Annotated in this window: 22 protein-coding genes; 13 read left to right on the top strand and 9 right to left on the bottom strand. The window is 67.8% G+C overall.

The window, feature by feature from the left end; genetic code table 11:
• Positions 1 to 35 precede the first annotated feature (35 nt).
• The 4 genes from AC1DGI_RS10770 to AC1DGI_RS10755 are packed head-to-tail and all read right to left on the bottom strand — an operon-like array spanning position 36 to position 2157.
• The gene (locus AC1DGI_RS10770; protein WP_476898792.1) at positions 36 to 503 is read right to left on the bottom strand and encodes a YbaK/EbsC family protein; all 468 of its coding nucleotides are present in this window, start codon (positions 501 to 503) and stop codon (positions 36 to 38) included.
• 11 nt (positions 504 to 514) lie between these two features.
• Complete coding sequence (locus AC1DGI_RS10765) at positions 515 to 1393, bottom strand: SURF1 family cytochrome oxidase biogenesis protein (protein ID WP_476898791.1); 879 nt, start codon at positions 1391 to 1393, stop codon at positions 515 to 517.
• Entirely contained in the window at positions 1394 to 1675 is a 282-nt protein-coding gene (locus AC1DGI_RS10760) for a hypothetical protein (RefSeq protein WP_476898790.1), read from the bottom strand.
• The gene (locus tag AC1DGI_RS10755) at positions 1672 to 2157 is read right to left on the bottom strand and encodes a DUF3099 domain-containing protein (RefSeq protein WP_476898789.1); all 486 of its coding nucleotides are present in this window, start codon (positions 2155 to 2157) and stop codon (positions 1672 to 1674) included. Before AC1DGI_RS10755 ends, AC1DGI_RS10760 begins: the two co-directional genes overlap by 4 nt.
• A gap of 185 nt (positions 2158 to 2342) precedes the next feature.
• On the opposite strand from AC1DGI_RS10755, the gene AC1DGI_RS10750 reads away from it, so the two are divergent.
• From AC1DGI_RS10750 to AC1DGI_RS10740, 3 genes are all read left to right on the top strand, one after another.
• The gene (locus AC1DGI_RS10750; protein WP_476898788.1) at positions 2343 to 3068 is read left to right on the top strand and encodes a beta-ketoacyl-ACP reductase; all 726 of its coding nucleotides are present in this window, start codon (positions 2343 to 2345) and stop codon (positions 3066 to 3068) included.
• Between the two features lie 176 nt (positions 3069 to 3244).
• Positions 3245 to 3664 (top strand): Hsp20/alpha crystallin family protein, encoded by a 420-nt coding sequence (locus tag AC1DGI_RS10745; RefSeq protein ID WP_441402911.1) that lies wholly within the window; start codon positions 3245 to 3247, stop codon positions 3662 to 3664.
• A 580-nt stretch (positions 3665 to 4244) separates the two neighbouring features.
• On the top strand, positions 4245 to 5009 hold the full coding sequence (locus AC1DGI_RS10740) for an SDR family oxidoreductase (protein WP_476898787.1): 765 nt from the start codon (positions 4245 to 4247) through the stop codon (positions 5007 to 5009).
• A gap of 130 nt (positions 5010 to 5139) precedes the next feature.
• Here the strand turns inward: AC1DGI_RS10740 and serB are convergent, their stop codons facing one another.
• The gene (gene serB / locus AC1DGI_RS10735) at positions 5140 to 6036 is read right to left on the bottom strand and encodes a phosphoserine phosphatase SerB (RefSeq protein ID WP_441402913.1); all 897 of its coding nucleotides are present in this window, start codon (positions 6034 to 6036) and stop codon (positions 5140 to 5142) included.
• A gap of 133 nt (positions 6037 to 6169) precedes the next feature.
• Here serB and AC1DGI_RS10730 point away from each other — a divergent pair, with 133 nt between their 5' ends.
• The 5 genes from AC1DGI_RS10730 (at position 6170) to AC1DGI_RS10710 (ending at position 10248) form a co-directional block, all read left to right on the top strand.
• On the top strand, positions 6170 to 6955 hold the full coding sequence (locus AC1DGI_RS10730; RefSeq protein ID WP_441403728.1) for an ABC transporter ATP-binding protein: 786 nt from the start codon (positions 6170 to 6172) through the stop codon (positions 6953 to 6955).
• Between the two features lie 18 nt (positions 6956 to 6973).
• Positions 6974 to 7759, top strand: a complete 786-nt coding sequence (locus tag AC1DGI_RS10725; RefSeq protein ID WP_476898786.1) for a sulfite exporter TauE/SafE family protein — start codon at positions 6974 to 6976, stop codon at positions 7757 to 7759.
• Between the two features lie 6 nt (positions 7760 to 7765).
• Entirely contained in the window at positions 7766 to 8575 is an 810-nt protein-coding gene (locus AC1DGI_RS10720; RefSeq protein ID WP_476898785.1) for a TrmH family RNA methyltransferase, read from the top strand.
• A gap of 152 nt (positions 8576 to 8727) precedes the next feature.
• Positions 8728 to 8985: a type B 50S ribosomal protein L31 gene (locus AC1DGI_RS10715; protein WP_056739465.1), complete on the top strand. Its 258-nt coding sequence runs from the start codon at positions 8728 to 8730 to the stop codon at positions 8983 to 8985.
• 138 nt (positions 8986 to 9123) lie between these two features.
• On the top strand, positions 9124 to 10248 hold the full coding sequence (locus AC1DGI_RS10710) for a lipoate--protein ligase family protein (protein WP_476898784.1): 1125 nt from the start codon (positions 9124 to 9126) through the stop codon (positions 10246 to 10248).
• Between the two features lie 16 nt (positions 10249 to 10264).
• On the opposite strand, the gene pepN is transcribed toward AC1DGI_RS10710, so the two are convergent.
• Together pepN and AC1DGI_RS10700 are read right to left on the bottom strand one after the other, a co-directional pair.
• Complete coding sequence (gene pepN, locus AC1DGI_RS10705) at positions 10265 to 12877, bottom strand: aminopeptidase N (RefSeq protein ID WP_476898783.1); 2613 nt, start codon at positions 12875 to 12877, stop codon at positions 10265 to 10267.
• A gap of 72 nt (positions 12878 to 12949) precedes the next feature.
• Positions 12950 to 13981, bottom strand: a complete 1032-nt coding sequence (locus AC1DGI_RS10700) for a YeiH family protein (RefSeq protein WP_476898782.1) — start codon at positions 13979 to 13981, stop codon at positions 12950 to 12952.
• A gap of 191 nt (positions 13982 to 14172) precedes the next feature.
• Between AC1DGI_RS10700 and AC1DGI_RS10695 the strand changes: the two genes are divergently transcribed.
• From AC1DGI_RS10695 to AC1DGI_RS10685, 3 genes are read left to right on the top strand one after another with little or no spacing between them, the layout of a single operon-like run.
• Complete coding sequence (locus tag AC1DGI_RS10695) at positions 14173 to 15768, top strand: circularly permuted type 2 ATP-grasp protein (protein WP_476898781.1); 1596 nt, start codon at positions 14173 to 14175, stop codon at positions 15766 to 15768.
• Positions 15761 to 16687: an alpha-E domain-containing protein gene (locus tag AC1DGI_RS10690; RefSeq protein ID WP_441401953.1), complete on the top strand. Its 927-nt coding sequence runs from the start codon at positions 15761 to 15763 to the stop codon at positions 16685 to 16687. The genes AC1DGI_RS10695 and AC1DGI_RS10690 overlap by 8 nt, the downstream gene beginning before the upstream one ends.
• Positions 16684 to 17535, top strand: a complete 852-nt coding sequence (locus AC1DGI_RS10685; RefSeq protein ID WP_476898780.1) for a transglutaminase family protein — start codon at positions 16684 to 16686, stop codon at positions 17533 to 17535. Before AC1DGI_RS10690 ends, AC1DGI_RS10685 begins: the two co-directional genes overlap by 4 nt.
• 84 nt (positions 17536 to 17619) lie before the next feature.
• On the opposite strand, the gene AC1DGI_RS10680 is transcribed toward AC1DGI_RS10685, so the two are convergent.
• Positions 17620 to 18105 carry a pyridoxamine 5'-phosphate oxidase family protein gene (locus AC1DGI_RS10680; protein ID WP_441401951.1) on the bottom strand — a complete coding sequence of 162 codons (486 nt, stop codon included), beginning with the start codon at positions 18103 to 18105 and terminating at the stop codon, positions 17620 to 17622.
• A 160-nt stretch (positions 18106 to 18265) separates the two neighbouring features.
• Between AC1DGI_RS10680 and AC1DGI_RS10675 the strand changes: the two genes are divergently transcribed.
• On the top strand, positions 18266 to 19960 hold the full coding sequence (locus tag AC1DGI_RS10675) for a GAF domain-containing sensor histidine kinase (RefSeq protein ID WP_476898779.1): 1695 nt from the start codon (positions 18266 to 18268) through the stop codon (positions 19958 to 19960).
• A gap of 6 nt (positions 19961 to 19966) precedes the next feature.
• Here AC1DGI_RS10675 and AC1DGI_RS10670 read toward each other — a convergent pair whose 3' ends face one another.
• A complete protein-coding gene (locus AC1DGI_RS10670; RefSeq protein WP_476898778.1) occupies positions 19967 to 20701 on the bottom strand; it encodes a response regulator in 735 nt (244 codons plus the stop codon).
• A 263-nt stretch (positions 20702 to 20964) separates the two neighbouring features.
• Between AC1DGI_RS10670 and AC1DGI_RS10665 the strand changes: the two genes are divergently transcribed.
• Positions 20965 to 21408, top strand: coding sequence for a universal stress protein (locus tag AC1DGI_RS10665; RefSeq protein ID WP_476898777.1), 444 nt, complete (start codon positions 20965 to 20967; stop codon positions 21406 to 21408).
• Positions 21409 to 21428 lie beyond the last annotated feature (20 nt).

Genomic DNA, 21428 nt, shown 5'->3' with positions numbered 1-21428 from the left:
TGCCTCCGCGCCTCGTTGCGGGCAGGTTGCCTTCGCTAGCGGACGGTCATCTCCTCCGCGTTCGTGATGCGTTGGAGTTCTTGGTAGGTGATCGAGAACATTGAGTTGTGGTCTCCGGCGCCGGCCCAGAGGACTGGGTGGGCTGCCAAGGAGGTGTCCAGCAGGGTCCTGATTGGCTGCGGATGCCCGAGCGGGGCGACTCCGCCTACTCGCTGGCCCGTGTGATGGAGAACGAATTCGGGGGAGGCGCGCCGGATCTTTCCGGAGCCCAGCCGGTCGGCCACTTTGCCTACGTCGACCCGGGCTGCGCCGCTGGCAAGGATCAGCAGCGGAGCGCCGTCGAGGTCGAAGACGAGGCTGTTGGTGATCGCGGCGATCTCGCAGCCCAGCGCAGCGGCCGCCGCTGCCGCCGTCGGAACCGCGGAACCGAACACCGCCACGGTGTCCGCCGCACCTGCCGCGAGCAGGGCGCGCCGGACGCTGGCGACAGCGTCGTTGTCCATCCGAGGCTTCCTCAAAGTCCCTGGGCGTCGAGAATTGCGTCTTCTTCTTCCTCTGCCGTGGCATTCTTCCGCTTGCGGGGCGCCTGACGACGCCGGGGCATTGGGTTGCTGGCGTGCAGATATTCGCCCTCTGCGGCCCGCTCTGCGGCGTCCTCGGCATCAATCGCCGCGTTACGGGCCTGCTGCCGCGCGGCGTAGCCGAAGCCGATAAACATCAGCACGCCGAAGGCAAACCACTGCAGGGAGTAGGACAGGTGCGTCCCCTCGTCGGTTGAAGGCATCGGGAAGGCGACGGGCATATCCGTCATCGGCGGGGTCTCGGAGGCCAGCTGGCCATAAGCGCCGGTGAGCACGGGATATCCGAGTTCGGCGGCGTACGCGGGCAGGTCGATGGAGGCGAGCTGCCCGTCGGGTGCGCCGCGCTGCAGTTCCGGCTCGGAAGGCTTGAGCCGGGCCACCACCGTCACAGGCCCCTTCGGTGGGGCCGGAATAGCGTCCGGCCTGCCGGGAGTGTTGTTGCCGATCGGGAGCCAGCCACGGTCGATGACGACCGTGTCGCCGGAGTCCAGTTTGAAGGGGACCACCACTTCGTAGCCGGGCTGGCCGTTGAGCGGACGGTTGCGGACGATCCGTTGGCCTGCGGCGTCGTAGCTGCCGCGCAGTTGCACCTGCGTCCATTCCCGGTCGGCGTCGAGGTTGACGAACTCGTTCCGAACCTCTGCGAACGGAATTGGGGTGGCTGAATAGTTGGAGACGACACGGTTGATCTCGGCGAGGGTCTCGGCCCGGCGGTCCATTTGCCAGCGGCCCAGTAACACGCAAGCGGTTGCGAAAATGGCGGCCAACAGCAGATACCCCAGCCACTTGCTGGAGAAGAGGAAACGGTACATTCAGCTGGCCTTGCCCGGGACGATGCCCGACTCTGCGGTGTTCTGGATGGCGTCCGCATCGGCCAGGGGAACGGTGTTCTTCCACAGCCCGCGGGTCTGGAGGTAGTCCTCCAGCCAGGCACGGTGCTCCCGGCAGGCCAGCCAGATCTTGCGGCGCTCCGGAGAGTGGATTTTGGGGTTGTTCCACAGCAGTTGCCACTCGGCGTCGGCGCGGCACGCCTTCCGGGAGCACATCGCGGTGGCAGGCTCGGCCGCGGGGCCGGCCAAGTCAAAAATGTTCATGAAGCAGCCTGTCCCTGGTCCTCGTCGTCGTCAATCAGTTCACCCTGCAGGAGGGTGGTCGGGGCATCATCGGCCCCCGGCGGGCGCCCACCGAGCGGCCCCTGACCCAGCGGTCCCTCAGCAGTGGGGCCCTCGGAGCGGGGCGCGTCGAGCTCATCGAGCGGGACGTAGTCGATCAGCGATTCGCTGTGGACTTCGGCGTGGTCGCTGCCGTTCGCGATCACCACCGCGAACCAGGGCAGGAAGACGGCGCCGATCACGGGCAGGATCTTGAACCAGCCGTCCACCACGAACACGAGGATAAGGCAGACCATGCGGATGCCCATGGCCACGGCGTACTTGATCATCCGCTGGCGCATCTCTTCCGAGTGCGCAGTCGCGGCGTCAGTGATGCTGTGGACCTCGGTGTCGCCGGAGTACTCCCCGGCCGTCCGCTCTCCGGATCGGTTCTTGTTTCTCACGGCTGTCGAATCACGCTCCATTGGCTTCCTCGAATTATCTCACCATCGACGGAGGCACCCAAACGGCCGGGCAGCCGGGGTGACCGCGGCGGGCAGGCGCTGCGGGAAGACGCGGGGCAGGCGCACGCCGTCGGACGCTAAGATCGGAGGCAGGAAAATCCAGCCCCAGCGCGGCGCCACTGAGCCGCAGAATTCCGGAGTCCACCATGACTGAAGCAACCTCCAGCGGCCGCAGCGTCCTCATCACCGGCGGCAACCGGGGCATAGGCCTCGCCATCGCCGAGTCGTTCCTAGCCAACGGCGACAAGGTGGCAGTGACCTACCGCAGCGAGACCACGCTTCCGGAGGGTATCCTCGGCGTCAAGGCCGACGTCACCGACGAGGCCTCCGTGGACGCGGCGTTTACCGAGGTCGAGGCGGCGCATGGCCCCGTGGAGGTTCTCGTCGCCAACGCCGGCATCACCAAGGACACGCTCCTGATGCGGATGAGCGAGGATGATTTCACCTCGGTGATCGACACGAATCTCACCGGTGCCTTCCGCGTCATCAAGCGCGCCTCCAAGGGCATGATTCGGGCGCGTAAGGGACGCGTGGTGCTGATTTCGTCGGTCTCCGGCCTGTACGGCGCCCCGGGGCAGATCAACTACTCGGCATCCAAGGCGGGCCTGGTCGGCATTGCCCGTTCGCTCACCCGGGAACTCGGGGCGCGGGGCATCACGGCGAACGTGGTGGCCCCGGGCTTCATCAACACGGACATGACCGCCGAACTTCCGGAGGCCACGCAGAAGGACTACCTGTCGAAGGTCCCGGCGGGCCGCTTCGCCGAAGCGTCCGAGGTGGCCGACGTCGTCCGCTGGATCGCCAGCGACGAGGCTGCCTACATCTCCGGCGCGGTGATCCCGGTCGACGGCGGCCTCGGGATGGGCCACTAGGTCCGAGGACTACACAGACGACGGCGGCAGGCGGACGCCGCCGTCGTCAGCGTAGGGGAGACGGACCGGCGGCGGTGCCGGGCCTTTGGCCCTTGGCGTGCGGCTGCCGCGGGCGTGTAATGGAGTGACAGCCCTTGGCCGCGCAAAGGCAGGGCGTGGACCCAGGAGGAAGAATCATGGCTGATCTGAGCAAGTGGGCGCCATCGGACATGTTGGAGCCTGTTCGACGCTTCCTTGATGGCGACCTGACGATGGGGTCGACCATCAAAGTCGAGCAGTTCCAGGACGGAAGCACCCTGGTGGTACGGGCGGAAGTCCCTGGCATCGACCCTGAGCGGGACGTCGACGTATCGGTCAGCGACGGCATGCTGCATATCAAGGCCGAACGCGAGGAGAAGTCCGAGCACAAGAGCAAGACCGGCTACCGCTCGGAATTCCGCTACGGCTCTTTCGTGCGCAGCATCGCCCTGCCGCCCGGCGCGAAGGAAGAAGACATCACCGCCAGCTACAAGGACGGCGTCCTCGAGGTCCGCGCACCGGCACCGGTCGCAACCACGGGCGAAGCGTCCAAGAAGATCAGGGTCGACCGGGGCTGACCCGGGGGTTTCGCCTCCGCGCCGCGGCCGCGGGGGGACATGCCCAGTTTTGACCCGGCCCCCGGGAGCATGCCCAGTCTTCGGTGCGGTCCCCTCGGGACATGTCCAGTGCTGGCCACGGACACCGGGAGCATGCCCAGTCCTGGCCGCGGACAGTGGGCATACTGGCACTATGTCCAGTGAGGGGGTGGCCCGGAGGTCATGTCCCCACGCTTGTCGGACCCGGCTACTAACGGGGACCATGTCCGGTTCTGGTCGGGGTGGTCGGGGTGGCCCGGAGGGCATGTCCAGTCTTCGCCGCGGACCACGGGGGACATGTCCAGTGCTGGCCACGGACACCGGGCATGCTGGCACTATGTCCAGTGGCGGGGTGTCCCGGAGGGCATGTCCCGACGTTCCCGACGTTGCCGAGCCTGCCCGGACGTGCGCCGAGGTCACCCCGGACCTCCATCCGCGCATCCGCCCCGAACTAGGCATGCTGAGCTTCTTTGTGGATCCCGGACAACTGAAATGCTGCAAAGCGCTGGCATGATGGACAGCGGACCCACAGTATTTGGATGTTTGGAACAAAGGAGCTCGAATGGGACTGCTGGACAACAAGACCGCAATCGTGACCGGTTCATCGAGGGGCATCGGCGCCGAGGTCGCCAAATTCCTCGCCGCCGAGGGCGCCGCCGTCGTCGTGAATTACCGCCAGAAAGCACCGCGCGCCAACAAAGTGGTCGCCGAGATCGTAGCTGCCGGCGGACGTGCCGCGGCCGTGGGCGCGGACCTGACTACGCAAGAAGGCGTCCAGGCTCTCGCCAGCGCTGCGATGGAAAACTTCGGCTCGCTCGACCTGCTGGTCCTCAACGCCTCCGGCGGCATGGAATCCGGCATGGAAGAGGGCTACGCGCTCAAGCTCAACCGCGACGCCCAGGTGAACATGCTCAACGCCGCCGTGCCGCTGATGCCCGAGGGCTCCCGGGTGGTCTTCGTAACCAGCCACCAGGCCCACTTCATTGACACCGTCCCCACCATGCCCGAGTACGAGCCGGTGGCCCGCAGCAAGCGCGCCGGCGAAGACGCGCTCCGCGAACTCGTGCCTGCCCTGGCCGACAAGGGCATCTCGCTGGTGGTCGTCTCCGGCGACATGATCGAAGGCACCGTCACCGCCACGCTGCTGGACCGTTCCAACCCGGGCGCCATCGAAGCCCGCCGTGCCGAAGCCGGGAAGCTCTACTCGGTCAAGGAGTTCGGTGCGGAGGTCGCCAAGATGGCTACGGCCGACGTCGAAACCGGGCACACCGAGTACGTCGGCGGCGCCGACTACCTCGACAAGGCTGCCGAAACCGGCTCAAACTAGCAGCGCAGCCCGCGGCCCCTAGCTGCGCGACACCCGCAGTCAGCGCAGGCCCCGGGCCGTCCGAGGTGGCACGTCGCGGCAATGTTTATCGCGGACATTGCCGCGACGTGCCATCTCCCCGGTTAACGCCTTAGACGCCGGCGAGGTACCGGACGGCGTCCAGGTAGGGCATGTTCACAACGGCGTCGGCCGCCTCCCGGACCGCCGGTTTCGCGTTGAAAGCCACCCCGAGGCCGGCGGCACCCAGCATGTCTAGGTCATTGGCGCCGTCGCCCACGGCGATGGTGTGCTCCATCGGGATCCCCTCGGCGGCCGCCCACTCGCGCAGGTATTTCTCCTTGGCGGCGCGGTCGACCACGTCGCCGAGCACCTTGCCGGTCAGTGCGCCGTCGACAATTTCGAGTTCGTTGGCAATCCAGTAGTCCAGCCCGAGGCCCTCCGCAATCGGGCGCAGGATCTGGTTGAACCCACCCGACACGACGGCAACGGCGTGCCCGGCCGCCTTGAAGGCCGCCACCAGCTCGGCGGCGCCGTCGCTGAGGGTCACCTCCGCGCAGACGGAATCGACGACGTCGGCCGACAGCCCGGCGAGCACTGCCACCCGGGCGTGCAAGCTCTGCGCGAAGTCGAGCTCGCCGCGCATGGCCGCCTCCGTCACGGCAGTCACTTCCTCGCGCTTGCCCGCATAGGCGGCCAGCAGCTCGATGACTTCCTGCTGGATCAGGGTGGAGTCCACATCCATGATCAGGAACTTCCTGCCGGCCCGCCGCAGGGCAGCCGGAACAATGGCGGTGTCAACGCCGACGACGCCGGCTGCGGCGATGCTCCGTCGGAGTCCGGCGAGCCCAACCGCCGTGACGGTCTGCGGCAGGGTGCAGTCGGCCGAGAAAACCGAGTAGCGGTTGTCGCCGGCCGTGCTTTCGGCGCCGATTTCCAGGCCCGCTCCGGCCAGCGACCGGCGCAGCAGCTGCACCTCGGGAAGAGACAGATTTACGCCGTAGCTGACCGCGGTCACGTTCGAACTCATGGCCCCAATCCTAGCGAGCAGGCCAGCGCCGCCCTGAATTCGTTTCGCCCCGGTGACGCCGCCGCCGGGCGCCGCATGCGGCCGGTCCGCCCGGTTATCAGTCGTCCGCTTTTTTGTCCTAGTGTCTACTCCTATGAGTGATGTTCTTGAAATGGCCGCCGTCAGCGTTGTACGTGGGGCAAAAAAGCTCCTGGACAAGGTCGACTGGCAGGTCAAGGAGGGCGAGCGTTGGGTGATTCTGGGCCCCAACGGCGCCGGTAAAACCACTCTGCTGCAGGTCGCTGCTGCCCGTCTCCACCCCACCAGCGGCATGGCCGGAATCCTCGAAGAGATCCTCGGCGCTGTTGACGTCTTCGAACTCCGGCCGCGGATCGGACTCTCCTCGGCCGCGTTGGCCAACCAGATTCCTGAGCAGGAGAAGGTCCTCAACGTGGTGGTGACCGCCGCCTACGGCGTGACCGGCCGGTGGCGGGAGGGCTACGAAAAGGACGACGAACGGCGTGCTTTCGCGTTGCTCAACGAGTGGGGGATGGGCCCGCTGCTCAACCGCCCCTTCGCCTCGCTCTCCGAAGGCGAACGCAAACGCGTGCAGATCGCCCGTGCGCTCATGACGGACCCGGAACTCCTGCTCCTGGACGAGCCCGCCGCGGGCCTCGACCTTGGCGGCCGTGAAGACCTGGTCCACCGGCTCAGCGAACTGGCCCGCGACGAAGCGGCGCCCGCGATTGTGCTGGTCACCCACCACCTCGAAGAGGTCCCGCCGGGCTTCACGCATGCCCTGCTGCTCCGCGACGGCGCTGTGGTCGCCGCCGGCCCGCTCGCCGAGGTGCTCACCGCGGAGAACCTCAGTGAAACTTTCGGCGTGGACCTGGACGTCAGCGTCTCCGGCGGCCGCTACACCGCGACCGCCCGCCGCTGAAGGGGCCGCTGACAGCGCGTGGAGGTCCTCAGCAGCGTCTTCATTTTCTTCGCCGGACTCTGGGCCGGCACCATCAACAGCGTGGTGGGGTCTGGCACGCTGGTGACTTTCCCGGTGCTGATCGCGCTGGGTTTCGTCCCCGTCACCGCCTCGATCAGCAATGCCATGGGCCTCGTGGCCGGGAACGCCGCGGGCGCCTGGGGCTACCGGAAGGAGCTGGCCGGTCGCCGGAGCCAGCTCCTGCGCTTGCTGCCCGCCTCGCTGCTGGGTGGCATCACCGGCGCGTACCTGCTCCTGCACCTGCCGGAAGTGGTCTTCCAGTACGCGGCACCGGCACTGATTGTGGTCGCCCTGCTGATGGTGGTGTTCCAGCCCAGGCTGCAGCGCTGGGTGCAGAACCGCGAAGAGAACCCGGAGCACGCCATCCGGGACAAGCGGCACGGGGTCCTGCTGGTGGTGCTGGTGTTCCTCGCCGGGGTCTACGGCGGCTACTTCGTGGCGGCACAGGGGATCCTGCTGGTCGGCATCCTGGGGGTGTTCATGGCCGGCACCATCCAGAACGCCAACGCCATGAAGAATATCCTGGTCCTCGGCGTGAACATTGTCGCCGCCGCGTCCTACCTGCTGTTCGCCTTTGACCGGATCAGCTGGACCGCCGTCGGTCTGATCGCCGTCAGTTCGCTAATCGGCGGCCTGGTCGGTTCCAAGGTGGGGCGACGCCTCTCGCCGCCGGTGTTGCGCGGCGTGATATTCGTCCTCGGCACCGTGGCACTGGGCTTCATGATCGCCAAGCTGGTGAATTGACCGCCCGTGAGCTTCCACTACCTCGAATCCGCCGACGACCCGCGGGTGGCCGACTACACGCAACTCACCGACGTGCACCTGCGCAAGCTCCGCGAACCCGCCGAGGGCATGTACATCGCGGAGTCCTCGCGGGTCTTGCGCCGCGCCCTCGCCGCCGGGCACCGGCCGCGTTCCTTCTTCCTCGCGGAAAAATGGCTCGCCGACCTGGCTGATGTCTTTGAGCAGTACCCGGACGTGCCGGCCTTCATCGGTTCGGCGGCGCTGCTGGAGGACATCACCGGTTTTCACCTGCACCGCGGCGCCATGGCCGCCATGCACCGTCCGGCTCCCGTTCCGTTGCCAGAACTGCTCGCCGGGGCTCGCCGGGTCGCCGTCCTGGAGGACATCGTGGATCACACCAATGTTGGCGCGATCTTCCGCTCGGCGGCCGCCCTGGGCCTCGACGCCGTGCTCGTGTCCCCGCGCTGCGGCGACCCGCTCTACCGGCGCAGCGTCCGGGTGAGCATGGGCACCGTCTTCCAGGTCCCGTGGGCCAGGCTCGAGGAATGGCCGGCGGCGGTGGATGTGCTGAAGGAACAGGGCTTCCTTGTGGCGGCGATGGAGTTGACCGCCGACGCCGTCGACGTCGACGCGCTGGCAGCCCGGAACCCGGAGCGGCTGGCCCTGGTGCTCGGCACCGAAGGCGCCGGGATGAGCGACGCAACCTTGGCCGCCGTCGACCTCGCCGTGAAGATCCCGATGCGAGCGGGCGTCGATTCGCTCAACGTCGCGGCAGCGTCCGCCGTTGCGTTCTGGGAACTGCGGCCCCGGGGCTAAGGCTCCGCTAGGTCCCGTGGGACGGTTCGTAGGGCGGCCGGATCTGGGCTATTATTGGTAGCTGGCCGTGCTGCGCCTTCGGGCGCCGGGCAGCCACTCCCACTCATACCTGGCAGCTGGCAAAATCCAGTTGTGCGAACAAAGGTCCAATTATGCAGTCTGATATCCACCCGAAGTACGAAGCTGTTGTTTTCAACGACCTGGCTTCCGGAGTCAAGTTCCTGACCAAGTCCACCGTGTCTTCCTCGAAGACCATCGAGTGGGAAGACGGAAACACCTACCCGGTCATCGACGTCGAAATCTCCTCCGAGTCCCACCCGTTCTACACGGGCAAGCAGCGCATCATGGACTCCGCAGGCCGCGTCGAGCGCTTCAACGCTCGCTTCAAGGGCTTCGGCGGCAAGAAGTAACCTTCTGCCCCGCAAGGTCTTTAGGAAAGCCCGCACCGGTGACGGTGCGGGCTTTCCGCGTCCCGGCCACCTGCCGTCGCCGGCGTCAGGGTAGGAGCCGCTTCGGTTCTAGCCAGGAAAAGGGGCAGGATTGGGACTATGACTTCAGTCCCTTTTTCCGCGTCCTCACCCGGGCCCACAGCCCTGCCCCCTGCCGATGATGACGGCGGACGCCGTCACGGCGAGTACAAGGTTCCCGGCGGCAAGTTGGTGGTGGCCGATCTCGAAGTCGCCGACGGCGCCCTCAGTCGCGTTTCGATCAGCGGGGACTTCTTCCTAGAACCTGACGAAGCGCTCCTGGAGATCAACCACAGCCTCACCGGCATGCCCGCGGACGCCGGTGCCGCCGACCTCGCCGCGGCCGTGAGTGCCGCCCTTCCCGCCGACGCCGTGCTGTTCGGCTTCTCCGCCGAGGCGGTCGCCATCACCGTCCGCCGGGCGTTGGCCAAGGCCACCGGCTGGGGCGACCACCGCTGGAACCTCATCGGCCCCTCCGTGCTGCCCACGCATGTCAACGTCGCGCTGGACGAGGTCCTCACCGAAGAAGTCGGCGCCGGGCGGCGCAACCCCACGCTGCGTTTCTGGGACTGGGAAGAGCCCTCGGTGGTCATCGGCAGTTTCCAGTCCGTCCGCAATGAAATCCACCCCGAGGGCGCCAGGCGGCACGGCATCAGCGTGGTCCGGCGGATCAGCGGCGGGGGAGCGATGTTTATGGAGGCGGGCAACTGCATCACCTACTCGCTCTACCTGCCGCAGACGCTCGTGGACGGCATCAGCTTCGCCGACTCCTACGCGTTCCTGGACGCCTGGGTCATGGCGGCGCTCCAGAAGGTGGGCATCAGTGCGTTCTACGTTCCGCTCAATGACATCGCCACCGACCAGGGCAAGATCGGCGGCGCCGCGCAGAAACGCCTCGCCAACGGCGGAATGTTGCACCACGTCACGATGAGCTACGACATCGACGCCGACAAGATGGTGGAGGTGCTGCGGATCGGCAAGGAAAAGCTCTCCGATAAGGGCACCACCAGCGCCAAGAAGCGCGTCGACCCGTTGCGCCGGCAGACCGGGCTGGCCCGCGCCGAGATCGTCGCCGCCATGATGGAGGTCTTCACCGAACGGTACGGCGCGACGCCGTCGGAACTCACCGACGCCGAACTCGACGCCGCCCGGCTGCGGGTGGAGAACAAGTTCGGCACCATGGAGTGGCTGCACCGGGTCCCGTGATCCCTACATCACCCGGTTACGCCGTCCGCGCCTGTGCAGTAAGGGCCCGCAGCAGGTGGCTGCGTTGTTCAATGATGATCCGGCGGAGCGCCCGCGGCGCGTCCGGATGTTCGGCCAGCCACCTGTCCGACCGGGCGATCACCGGGTGCTCCGCGGGACTGCTGCCCGGGGCGTCCAGGTCCTGGCCCGCGGGGTAGAGCCCTCGGACGATCCGGCTCGCGATCTCGATGCTGCGGTCCGACCAGACCCGCTCGAGGCATTCGAAGTAGGGTTCCACGTAGCCGGCCAGCAGGGCGGCCGGGGCCGTGTTGAAGCCCGCGATGGTCGCACTGAGCAGCTGGTTGGACAACGACGTGCCGTGTACGGCGGCGTCCCAGGCGGCATCCTTGACCCCCGGGTCCGGCCGCGCCGCGAGGGCCGTAGCGTGCCCGGACTTGCCGGAGGCGGTGTTGTCGCGGGCCAGTTCGGCATCCAGCCCGGCCTGGTCCGCCTGCCCGTGGGCTGCGAGGGCATGCCAGAGGTTCCAACGGAGCTCCGCGTCAACGGAAAGACCCGGAAGCACCGTACTGCCGTCCAGGAGTCCCCTGAGCAGGGCAAGCTGTCCGGCGTCGAACCGGCTTGTGCCGGCGACGGTGCGGACCCAGGCCAGCTGGTGGTCGGAGCCGGGAGCTGCCTCCCGCAGTTCCGTGGCGGCCGTGGCGAGGAACGCGCTGCGCACAGCGTTCCGGCTGCTTGCCGGGAGATAGCGCTCGATCGCGGTTCCGGCGTTGCCAAGGACGGTTAGCAGTACACCGATGCCCGGTTCGGCGGGACCAAAGCGCTGCACCGCCTCGACATATCGGGACGCGGGGGTGACAGCGTCCCGGGCCGAATCCCACAACGCGGTCCAGCACAAGGCCCGGGCCATCGGATCGCTGAGCGTGCCCAGGGAGCTCCGCACGGTGGCTTCCGAGTGCGGGTCCAGCCGGACCTTGGCGTAGCTGAGGTCGTCGTCGTTGACCAGCAGCAACGCGGGCCGGGCCTTGCCGGCCAGCTGGCCGACCACCGTGCGTTCGCCGTCGACGTCGGTTTCGACGCTGTCGGTACGGACCAGGTTGCCGGCGGCGTCGGGGTTGTACAGGCCGATCCGCAACCGGTGCGGCCGCGGTTCCTGCCGGCCGGTGGTCGGGTCCTCGGCGTGCTGGATCAGCGACACCGAGCCGAGGACGCCGTCGTGCTCTTGGATTTCGGCGGTGAGCGTTGAAATGCCGGAGGTCTGCAGCCACTGCCTGGCCCAGGAGCCGAGGTCGCGCCCGGACGCGGCGCTGAGCGCCCGCAGCAGGTCCTCGAGGGTGGTGTTGCCGTACGCGTGGTCGCGGAAGTACCGGCGCGAACCGGCGATGAAGTCCTCGAAACCAACGTAGGCGACCAGTTGTTTGAGCACGGAGGCGCCCTTGGCGTAGGTGATGCCGTCGAAATTCTGTTTGGCGGCCTCGAGGTCGGGGATGTCGGCGACGATCGGGTGCGTCGTGGGGAGCTGGTCCTGGACGTAAGCCCAGGCCTTGCGGTTGTTGGCGAAGTTCACCCAAGCGGTGTCCCAGTCCGTGGTCCGGTCCACGCCGAGGGTACCCATATAGTCCGCAAAGGACTCCTTGAGCCACAGATCATTCCACCACTGCATGGTGACCAGGTCACCGAACCACATGTGCGCCATCTCGTGCAGGAGGGTGTTGGCGCGCGCCTGGTACTGCGAGTCGGCGGCGCGGGAGGTGAAGACGTAGCTCTCCGTGAACGTGACGAGGCCCGGGTTCTCCATGGCGCCGAGGTTGTACTCGGGTACGAACGCCTGCTCGTATTTGCCCCAGGGGTACGGATAGTCGAAGAGCCCATTGAAGAAGTCCAGGCCGTTCCGGGTCAGCCGGAACAGTTCCGCCGCGTCGAACGACGGGGCCATCGAGGCACGGCAGTAGAGGGCCAGCGGCACTTCCACCGCCGTGCCGTCCGCCAGGATCCCGTGCCAGGTGTCCTCGGCCTTGAAGTAGGGGCCGGCCAGTACGGTGGTGATGTACGTGGACATCGGCTTGGTGGGGGCAAAATCCCAGCGGCTCGTCGCGGGGTCGCTGGTCAGCGGGGTGCGGAAGGCCTCGACGCCGTTCGAGGACACCTGCCAGGGGGACGGAGCCGTCACGTGGAAAGTGAACTCGGCCTTCAGGTCGGGCTGTTCGAAGTTTGCAAAGACACGGCGCGCGTCGGCCGGCTCGTACTGGGTATAGAGGTAGCACTGGCCGTCGGCGGGGTCGAAGAAGCGGTGCATTCCCTCGCCGGAGGTGCTGTACAGGGCCGTGCCGGTGACCGTCACCTGGTTCTCGGCCTGCAGCCGGTCGAGGCGGATCCGGGATCCGTCCACGACGTCCGCCACGGGCAGGCTCTCTCCGTTGAGGATAACGCTGTGCACCGTGCCGCCGATGAAGTCCAGGAAGGTGGAGGCGCCAGGTTCGAGGGCGGCGAAGTTGATAATGCTGCGGCTGGTGTAGCCGGCGACGTCGGGATCGGCCGCCTGCCGGACGTCAAGGGACACGTCGTAGCTGTGGGTGGTGATCAGGGCTGAGCGGGCTGCCGCTTCGTCACGGCGCAGGTTCTGATTGGACACTCCGCTATCTAATCACGGGCACCGCCGCCCCGGTTCGCCCGCTGGGTCAGCGGCCTCTGGTCGCCCGCTGGGTCAGCGGCCGGGGATGAGGACGACGGCGGCGGCCAGTCCCAGCGCAGCGATCAGCAGCCAGGCGGACAGGGCGGCCAGCAGCGCGCGCGTCCCCGTCCGCAGCAGATGCCCCACCCGGACGGCCGAGCCGAGGCCGAACAGGGCCATGCCCAGCAGCAGGTCCTGCAGCACGGCGGCCGCACCGAGCGCCCCGGGCGGCAGCCATCCAACCGACCTCAGCGCCACCATGGCGATGAACCCCAGGACGAACAGCGGCACGACCGGCGGAAACCGGCCGCCGAAGTCGGACCCGATCCGGTGGTGAATGCCCGCTGCTGCGACCATCGGCGCGAGCAGGAGCACACGGGTCAGCTTGACGATGACGGCGACGGCGAGCGCCGAGGCGCCCGCGGTCTGGGCGGTGGCGACCACCTGCCCGACGTCGTGCACCGAAGCGCCGGCCCATGCACCGAAGGCCTCCGGGCCCAGCCCCAACGGGCCTATCAGGAGCGGCAGGACCCCGATCGCGAGCGTGCCACAGAGCGTGACCAGGGCGATCGGAAGCACGGTGTCCTGCTGCCGGATGCGTCGCACCGCGGCCATCGCGCCGATTGCCGAGGCGCCGCAGATGGAAAATCCGGTGGCAATCAGCAGGGAAACAGGCGGCGGCAGCCGGAACAGCCGGCCGATGCCATAGGTCCCCGCGAAGGACGCCAACACCACCCCTGTGATCAGGAGCAGGGCGGGCCAGCCCAGGCCCAGCACGTCGACCACGCTGACCTTGAGCCCCAGCACCACAATTCCGCTGCGCATCAGGTGCTTGCCGGCGAAGTCCAGCCCGGGCCGGCCGACACCTGCACTCCAGCCGGACACGCCGGGCAGGTTGGCGGCCAGCAGCCCGAGCAGGACCGCCACCGTCATGGCCGGCAGCGCGGGGAGTACCGCGTGCACGGCGAGGGCGGTCCCGACCGCGGCGGCGCAGGCGAGCAGGCCCGGCAACAGCGGGCGCAGCCGGCCGTGTTGCTGAGGGGAAGCGGAGCTTGAAGGAGGCACGCCTTCAACCTTGCCGTACCGGCCTGCCAAAGACCGCAGCGAAACACCGAGCGAACCGCTGATGCGCGAGACCGGGCGCGCGGGGCAGACCGGGAATCGGCGGCAGGGGGCGCCGCCCGGCGTGAGCTGCAACCCGCCCCGCGGACGGCGGCGTTATGAGTTCGCCCCGAAAAGGTGGTTGGCTAGAGGGCATGTCTGACCTTTTTCAGGATTACTCAGCGGCCGCCGGGCGCAGCGGTGCCTATGACGAAATGTTCGCCCCGGGCCAGCAGACCCGGCGCTCCTACCGGCAGGTCGCCGGGGCGCTCCAGGAACTCTCGCTGGCCGACGTCACGGCCCGCGCCGACTCGATGGCCCGGACCTTCCTGGACCGTGGTGTCACCTTCGATTACGCGGGAGAGGAGCGGCCGTTCCCGCTGGACATCGTGCCTCGGGTCATCCCGGCCGACGAGTGGACGGTCCTGGAACGCGGTGTGGCCCAACGAGTGCGGGCCCTCGAAGCCTTCCTCAATGACGTCTACGGCAAGATGGCAGTCGTCTCGGACGGCGTCATCCCGCGGCAGCTCGTCACCACGAGCGCGCATTTCCACCGCCAGGTCCACGGCTTTGAACCTGCGGGCGGCGTGCGGGTCCACGTCTCCGGCATCGACGTCGTCCGCGACGCGGCCGGAACGTTCCGTGTCTTGGAGGACAACGTACGCGTGCCCTCCGGCGTGAGCTACGTCCTGGAGAACCGCCGCGCGATGGCCAAGGGCCTGCCGGAGGCCTTCGGCCAGCAGCTGATCCGCCCGGTGGAGGAGTACCCCCGCCGGCTGCTGTCCGCGCTGCGCAAGACGGCACCGTCCGGCGTGGACGATCCCACCGTGGTGGTCCTGACCCCGGGCGTGTTCAACAGCGCCTACTTCGAGCACACGCTGCTGGCCGGCCTGATGGGCGTGGAACTGGTCGAGGGCCGCGACCTGATCTGCCGCGGCAACCGGGTGTACATGCGCACCACCGCCGGCGAGCAGCGCGTGGACGTGATCTACAAGCGGATCGACGACGAATTCCTGGACCCGCTGCAGTTCCGCTCCGACTCCATGCTCGGCTGCCCCGGACTGGTCAACGCCGCCCGCGCCGGCGGCGTCACGATCGCCAATGCCGTGGGCAACGGCGTCGCGGATGACAAGCTGGTGTACAGCTACGTGCCCGACTTGATCCGCTACTACCTTAATGAAGAACCCGTCATCGCCAACGTGGACACCTTCCGGCTCGAGGAAAATGAAGCCCGGGAAGAGGTCCTGGACCGGCTCGACGAACTGGTGGTCAAGCCGGTGGACGGTTCCGGCGGCAAGGGCCTCGTAATCGGCCCGGACGCGTCCAGGGACGAACTGGAGGCCCTGCGGCAGCGCATCATCGCGGACCCGCGCGGCTGGATCGCGCAGCCGGTGCTGCAGCTCTCCACCGTGCCCACGCTCAGCGGCGACAAGTTCGGCCCGCGGCACGTGGACCTGCGGCCCTTCGCCGTGAACGACGGCGATGACGTCTGGGTCCTGCCCGGCGGCCTCACCCGGGTGGCGCTCAAGGAAGGCTCACTGATCGTGAACTCCAGCCAGGGCGGCGGCTCCAAGGACACCTGGGTGCTGGCCGACTCCCCGCAGGTCCCGGTCGAAGCCGTCCCGCGGGCGGCCGTCACGGTCCGCGAACGGGTGTCCGTGTGGCCGGTGGAGAGCAATTGGCGCGACAGCCAGAAGGAACAGCAACAGCAGCAGATTTCCGAGGCGCAGGAGGTAGCCGCGAATGCTTAGCCGAATTGCCGAGTCACTGTTTTGGATCGGCCGCTATGTGGAGCGGGCCGACGGGACCGCCAGGATCCTGGACGTCCACCTCGAGCGGCTGAACCACCTGCCAATGGAAGAGCAGCGCAGCGTCGCACGGGAACTCCTCGCCGTCATGGGCGCCCGGCCGCAGTCCGAGGACTTCGGCCTGGACGAGCTGCTGCACGCCCTGGCGTACGACAAGCACAGCGCCACCTCGATCGCCGGTTCCCTCGGCGCCGCGCGTGAGAACGCCCGGCGGGCCAGGGAAACCGTGTCCTCGGGCCTCTGGGAGAGCCTGAACACCACCTACTACGGCCTGAACCAGCACCGCAAGGACGTGGTGGGCACTTACCGTTTCTGCACCTGGGTGCTGGAGCGCACCGCCATGGTCAGCGGCCTCGCGGACACCACTGTCAGCCACGACGAAAGCTGGCTGTTCCTGGTCCTGGGACGGTCGCTGGAGCGGGCCGATATGACGGCGCGTATGCTCTCCACCCGGGATGTACTCTCGGCCGGGATGTCCTGGGTGAATATGCTCCGGTGCGCCGGCGCGTACGAGTCGTTCCTGCGGACCCGCCGCGCAGCGTTCGGCGACCAGCACGCCGCGGAGTTCCTGCTGCTGGACCGGCTCTTCCCACGGTCCATCGTCTATGCCCTGCGCGACGCCGACGAATGCCTGGCCAAGCTGGACCCGTCGGCCCAGCGCGTGGGCTTCATCAACGACGCCCGCCGGATCGTCGGGCAGGCCCGCACCTTCCTCGAATTCCACCGCACCGACGACCTGATGTCCGAACTGCCGGAGCACATGGAACGCGTGCAGAAGGCCGTATCGCAGGCGTCGGACGCCATTTCCCGTAAGTACTTCAATCAGGCGGACGAACTGGCCTGGGTGGGAGAAGTTTCATGACCCGGCTCAGTATCACCCACAAGACCGCGTACAAGTACAACGGCCGCGTGACCCTTTCCTACAACGAGGCCCGGATGACGCCGCTGACGGATCCGCAGCAGGTGGTGCTGGAGTCCTCGATGAAGGTCTCGCCCGCGCAGGCAGCGATCAGCAGCTACCGCGACTACTGGGGTACCCGCGTGACGGCCTTCGACATGCAGATGCCGCATGAACACCTTGAGGTCCTGTCCACCACCACTGTGGAGGTGCACCGCGTGGAGCGGATCGCGGCGGAAGCGGACATCGTCGGTTGGGATGTGCTGTCCGCGCCGGGCACTCTCAACCAGTTCAGCGACTGGATCCCGCAGTCGCAGCTGACCGGCCCCGGCGCCGAGGTGCTGGGGATCGTGCCCGGCGTCGTCGAGGGGCTAAACCCGCACGAGGCGGCGCTGGCCGTCTTCGAATGGATGCGCGGGGAGATGAGCTACATGAAGGGCTCCACCGCCGTGACCACCAACGCCGAGGAAGCTTGGAACCAGCGCCAGGGCGTCTGCCAGGACCTCGCCCACCTCGCCATCGGGGCCCTGCGCAGCTGCGGAATCCCGGCCCGGTACGTGTCCGGCTACCTGCACCCGCGCTCGACGGCAGACCTTGGCGAGACGGTCGCCGGACAGTCGCACGCCTGGCTGGAATGGTGGGACGGCGAATGGCGCAGCTGGGACCCGACGAACCACAAGCCTGCCGGCGACTTCCATGTCACCGTGGCGCGCGGCCGGGACTATCGTGACGTGCCGCCGCTGAAGGGGATCCTGTCCGGCGGCGGCGGATCGACGCTGTCAGTGACCGTGGAAATCACCCGGCTGGCCTGATCAGTCCGCCGGCCCCCGAGGCCGTGTCAGGGGGTGGCTGTTCCTAGCGCGCAGAACAGGCACCGGGAGGGCGGTTCCTGTGGCTTATTCGAGACCGGAACGGGTGGCGTCGTCCAGCGGCGTCCACCAGGTCAGCGGCGGAACGATCTTGAACCGGCGGCCGGTCACGGAGTCCGGCGTGATCCGGACGAAGTGTTCCTTCTTGCCGGCCTGCCACGGGAACAGCAACAGCCCCACCGTGTCCAGGACCTCTTCCTGGTTTTTCACCGCCGCGGCCTGGCCCTTGATGACCACACTCCAGGCAATGCCGGTGTCCGAATCGACGCCGTCCGCCTCGACGGCCACCGGGGTGTCGCCCGTGGCGGCCTGCAGCTTCGTGCCCTCCGCCGTGCGGAACACGAGGGTTCCGTGGTCCACCTTGTAGTTGATCGGGAAAATGTCCGGGTGGTCGTCCACCCACACGGCCATGCGGCCGACGGTGACGCTGCGCAGGAGCCTCCAGCACTCGTGGTTGTCCAGGTTCTCAACGTCATGCGGCTGGTTGGCGGCGGATTTCGGATCGGTGCTCATGGCGCCGAGCCTACGTCAGGCGACGCCGCCGGGGCTAGGGCATAACGTCCCGGCGACGTAATAATGCCGCGGGAATTCAGGTGCTATCGGCACCGATGGGGGTATTCTGGCAGCACGTCATCGGCGCGGATGTACGTCGTCGACATTGGGGACATTGAACATGAACTCAGCTGGTAACAGTCCGGACCTTGCCACGTCAGGCAGCCCCCGGATCGAAGACCTGCTCAAAGACTTTGTGTCCCGCGCCGGTGAATTGCTGCAGTCCCAGGAACGCATGGCCGGCCTGCTCGAAGCCGTCGTGGCCATCGCCGAAGACCTGAGCCTGGATGCCGTGCTCGAACGTGTCGTCCAGTCCGCCTGCCGCCTGCTGCATGCCCGCTACGGAGCCCTCGGTGTGATCGGCGACGACCATGCCCTGAGCCATTTCATCAGCATCGGAATCGAGGGCGAACTCGCCGACCGGATCGGCCCGCACCCCGTCGGCCACGGCGTGCTCGGCCTGCTGATCAGGGACCCGCGGCCGCTACGCCTGCACGACCTGCGCAAACATCCGGAAGCCTACGGATTTCCCGAGCACCACCCGCCCATGCAGTCCTTCCTCGGCGTGCCGATCCGGGTCCGAGACACCGTCTTTGGCAATCTTTACCTGACGGAGAAGGACGACGGCGGGGACTTCAGCGACGCGGACGAGAGCCTCGCGGTCGCACTGGCCGCCGCTGCCGGCGTCGCGATCGAAAACGCCAAACTGTACGACGACTCCCGACGGCGCGCCCGCTGGCTCGAAGCCTGCATGGATGTGTCAGGCCTGATGCTCGGCAGCGACCGGGACTACACCGCCGGCGGCCTGGACCCCATCGCCGCCAGGGCACTCCAGGAGTCCGAGTCCCGGCTTGCCCTGATCGTGGCACCTGCGGTGGCCGGGCCCGGCTACCTCGTGGCGGGCGCGGCGGGGGAGCGCGGCAAGGACTTCGCCGGCATCTCGCTTGCCCTCGACTCGCCCGAACTGCAGGACGTGCTCGTCGGCGGGGAGCCGGTTGTGCTCAACGATTCGGCAGCGGTCTTCGAGGGGCACTGCAGCGCCATGGGCCAGCTCCTGGTCGTTGCTTTGAGTACGCAGGGCGCCCACCATGGCCTGTTGCTGCTCGCCCGCCACCCGGATGCGCTGCGCTACGCCCGTACCGACATCGAGATGGGCGCCGTCTTCGGCTCGCATGTGGCCCTCGCCCTGGAGCTGGCCCGCGTTCACCGGCTCCGCGAGGAGCTGCTCGTGTTCACGGACCGGGACCGGATCGCCCGGGACCTGCACGACCTTGTCATCCAGAGGCTCTTCGCGGCAGGGCTGAGCGTCCAGAGCCTGACCCGGTACACCAAGGATGAGCTCGCGACAGAACGGATCAGCAACATCACGGGCGAGTTGGACGAGGCGATTCGCAGCCTGCGGGACACGATCTACTCGCTCAGGAGCGGCAGCGGCGAAACCGAACTGCTCAGCGGCAGGATCCGCCGGGTGGCGCGGAGTTCGGCCAAGTCCATTCCGTTCACCCCCCGGCTTACGCTGACCGGCCCGATAGACGCCGTCACGCCGGACAAGGCGGACAACGTCGTGGCCGTGGTCTCCGAAGGACTGAGCAACGCGATCCGGCATTCCGGTGCCGACGCCATCTCGGTCTCCGTGGCCGTCATCAAGGGCCGGGTCACGGTGGTCATCACGGACAACGGCTCCGGCTTCAACGCCACCCAGGAACGCAACGGTCTCGCCAATCTGGAGGACCGGGCCCGGATGCTCGACGGCGAGTGCACCATCACGTCCGAGCAGGATGCCGGAACCAGTGTGGAATGGTCCGTCCCGCTCTAGCGGGCGTCAGCGCGGGCTGTGCTGCCGTCCGCCGTCCGACGCCGCGCCGGCGGTCGGGGCCCCTTGGCCGGCCGGGCTGGCAATGAAGACCGCTGCCTGGGTGCGCCGTTCGAAGCCCAGCTTGGCGAGCAGCGACGAGACGTAGTTCTTTACCGTCTTTTCGGCCAGGAACATCTCGGCGGCGATCTGCCGGTTGGTGAGGCCGCCGCCGACCAGCTCCAGCACCCTGCGCTCCTGCGGGGTCAGGGCCGCGGTCCGCGGATCGACCTCTTGGGTTTCCACCATGCTCTCAACGACACTCGCGGCGACACCGTCCTCGAAAAGGGATTCGCCTGCCGCGGCCCGCCGCAGGGCACCGATCAAGTCAGTGCCGCCGATCTCCTTCAGGATGTAGCCGGAGGCGCCGGCGAGGACAGCGCCGCGCAGGGCCTGGTCGTCGTCGAAGCTGGTGAGGATGATGCAGTTCAGGGACGGATCCACGGAACGCACGTCCCGGCAGACCTCAATACCGGTGCCATCGGGCAGTCGGGCATCCAGGACGCAGACATCCGGATGCAGTGCCGGAATCCGCCGCGTCGCCTCCACGGCTGAGCCCGAGCTGCCCACCACCAGGAAGCCCTCGCCCTCGAGGAGTTCCTGCAGGCCGCGGCGGACGAGCTCATGGTCGTCGAGGATGAACACTCGGACAACCGCCGGGTGGCCTTCGGCCGCGGTAACGCCGGCATCTGCCCAGGCAATCATGTTTCTCCCGCTGTTGTAGGTCGCTGGAACGCATTGCAGTCGTGCTAACCATTGTGGTGCCCAGACGCTCCCAATGGGGACGGGGACGGCAGATTTCTTTGTCCCGCCCAGCAATTCTTGGCCTGGGGAACGTCCCGTCGCAAGGGTCATTGGGCCTACGGAACCGGGCCGGCCGGGCCGCGCCGTGACTTTCGGCCCTAGCACGGCGCCCCGCCGGCCGGAAGGGTGAGAATTGCCCTGGGGGCACGACGAAAGGACCGGTCATGAGCGAGGCTACAGGCACCCGGACCATCCTGGTCGGGGTCGACGGATCGGATGCTTCGGTGGAGGCCCTGCGGCAGGCCGGGACGCTGGCCGCCCCGCTGGCAGCCAAGGTCGTGGCCTTGGCCTGCTGGGAATTCCCGCCGGTCTACGACGGCTACGTTGCCATGGGCATCGATGACTTCGACGTCCGCGCGGGAGAGATCCTGCAGGAAACCGTCGTGAAGGCTTTCGGCGAAAACCCGCCGGCCAGCCTGGAAACCCGCCTGATGCAGGGGAATCCGCGCAGGACCCTGATCGATCAGAGCCGCAGCGCTGACATGCTGGTGCTGGGCCGGCGCGGTCATGGCGGTTTTGGCGGCTTGTTGCTGGGCTCGGTAAGCTCCGCCCTGGTGGCCCACGCACACTGCCCGGTCCTGGTGGTGCACGCGCCGGAACGGCGCTAACGGGGCTGCCCCGGACCGGT

This window comes from Arthrobacter sp. 05N428_2, from assembly GCF_056397065.1.
This window is presented reverse-complemented; position numbering and strand designations above follow the sequence as displayed.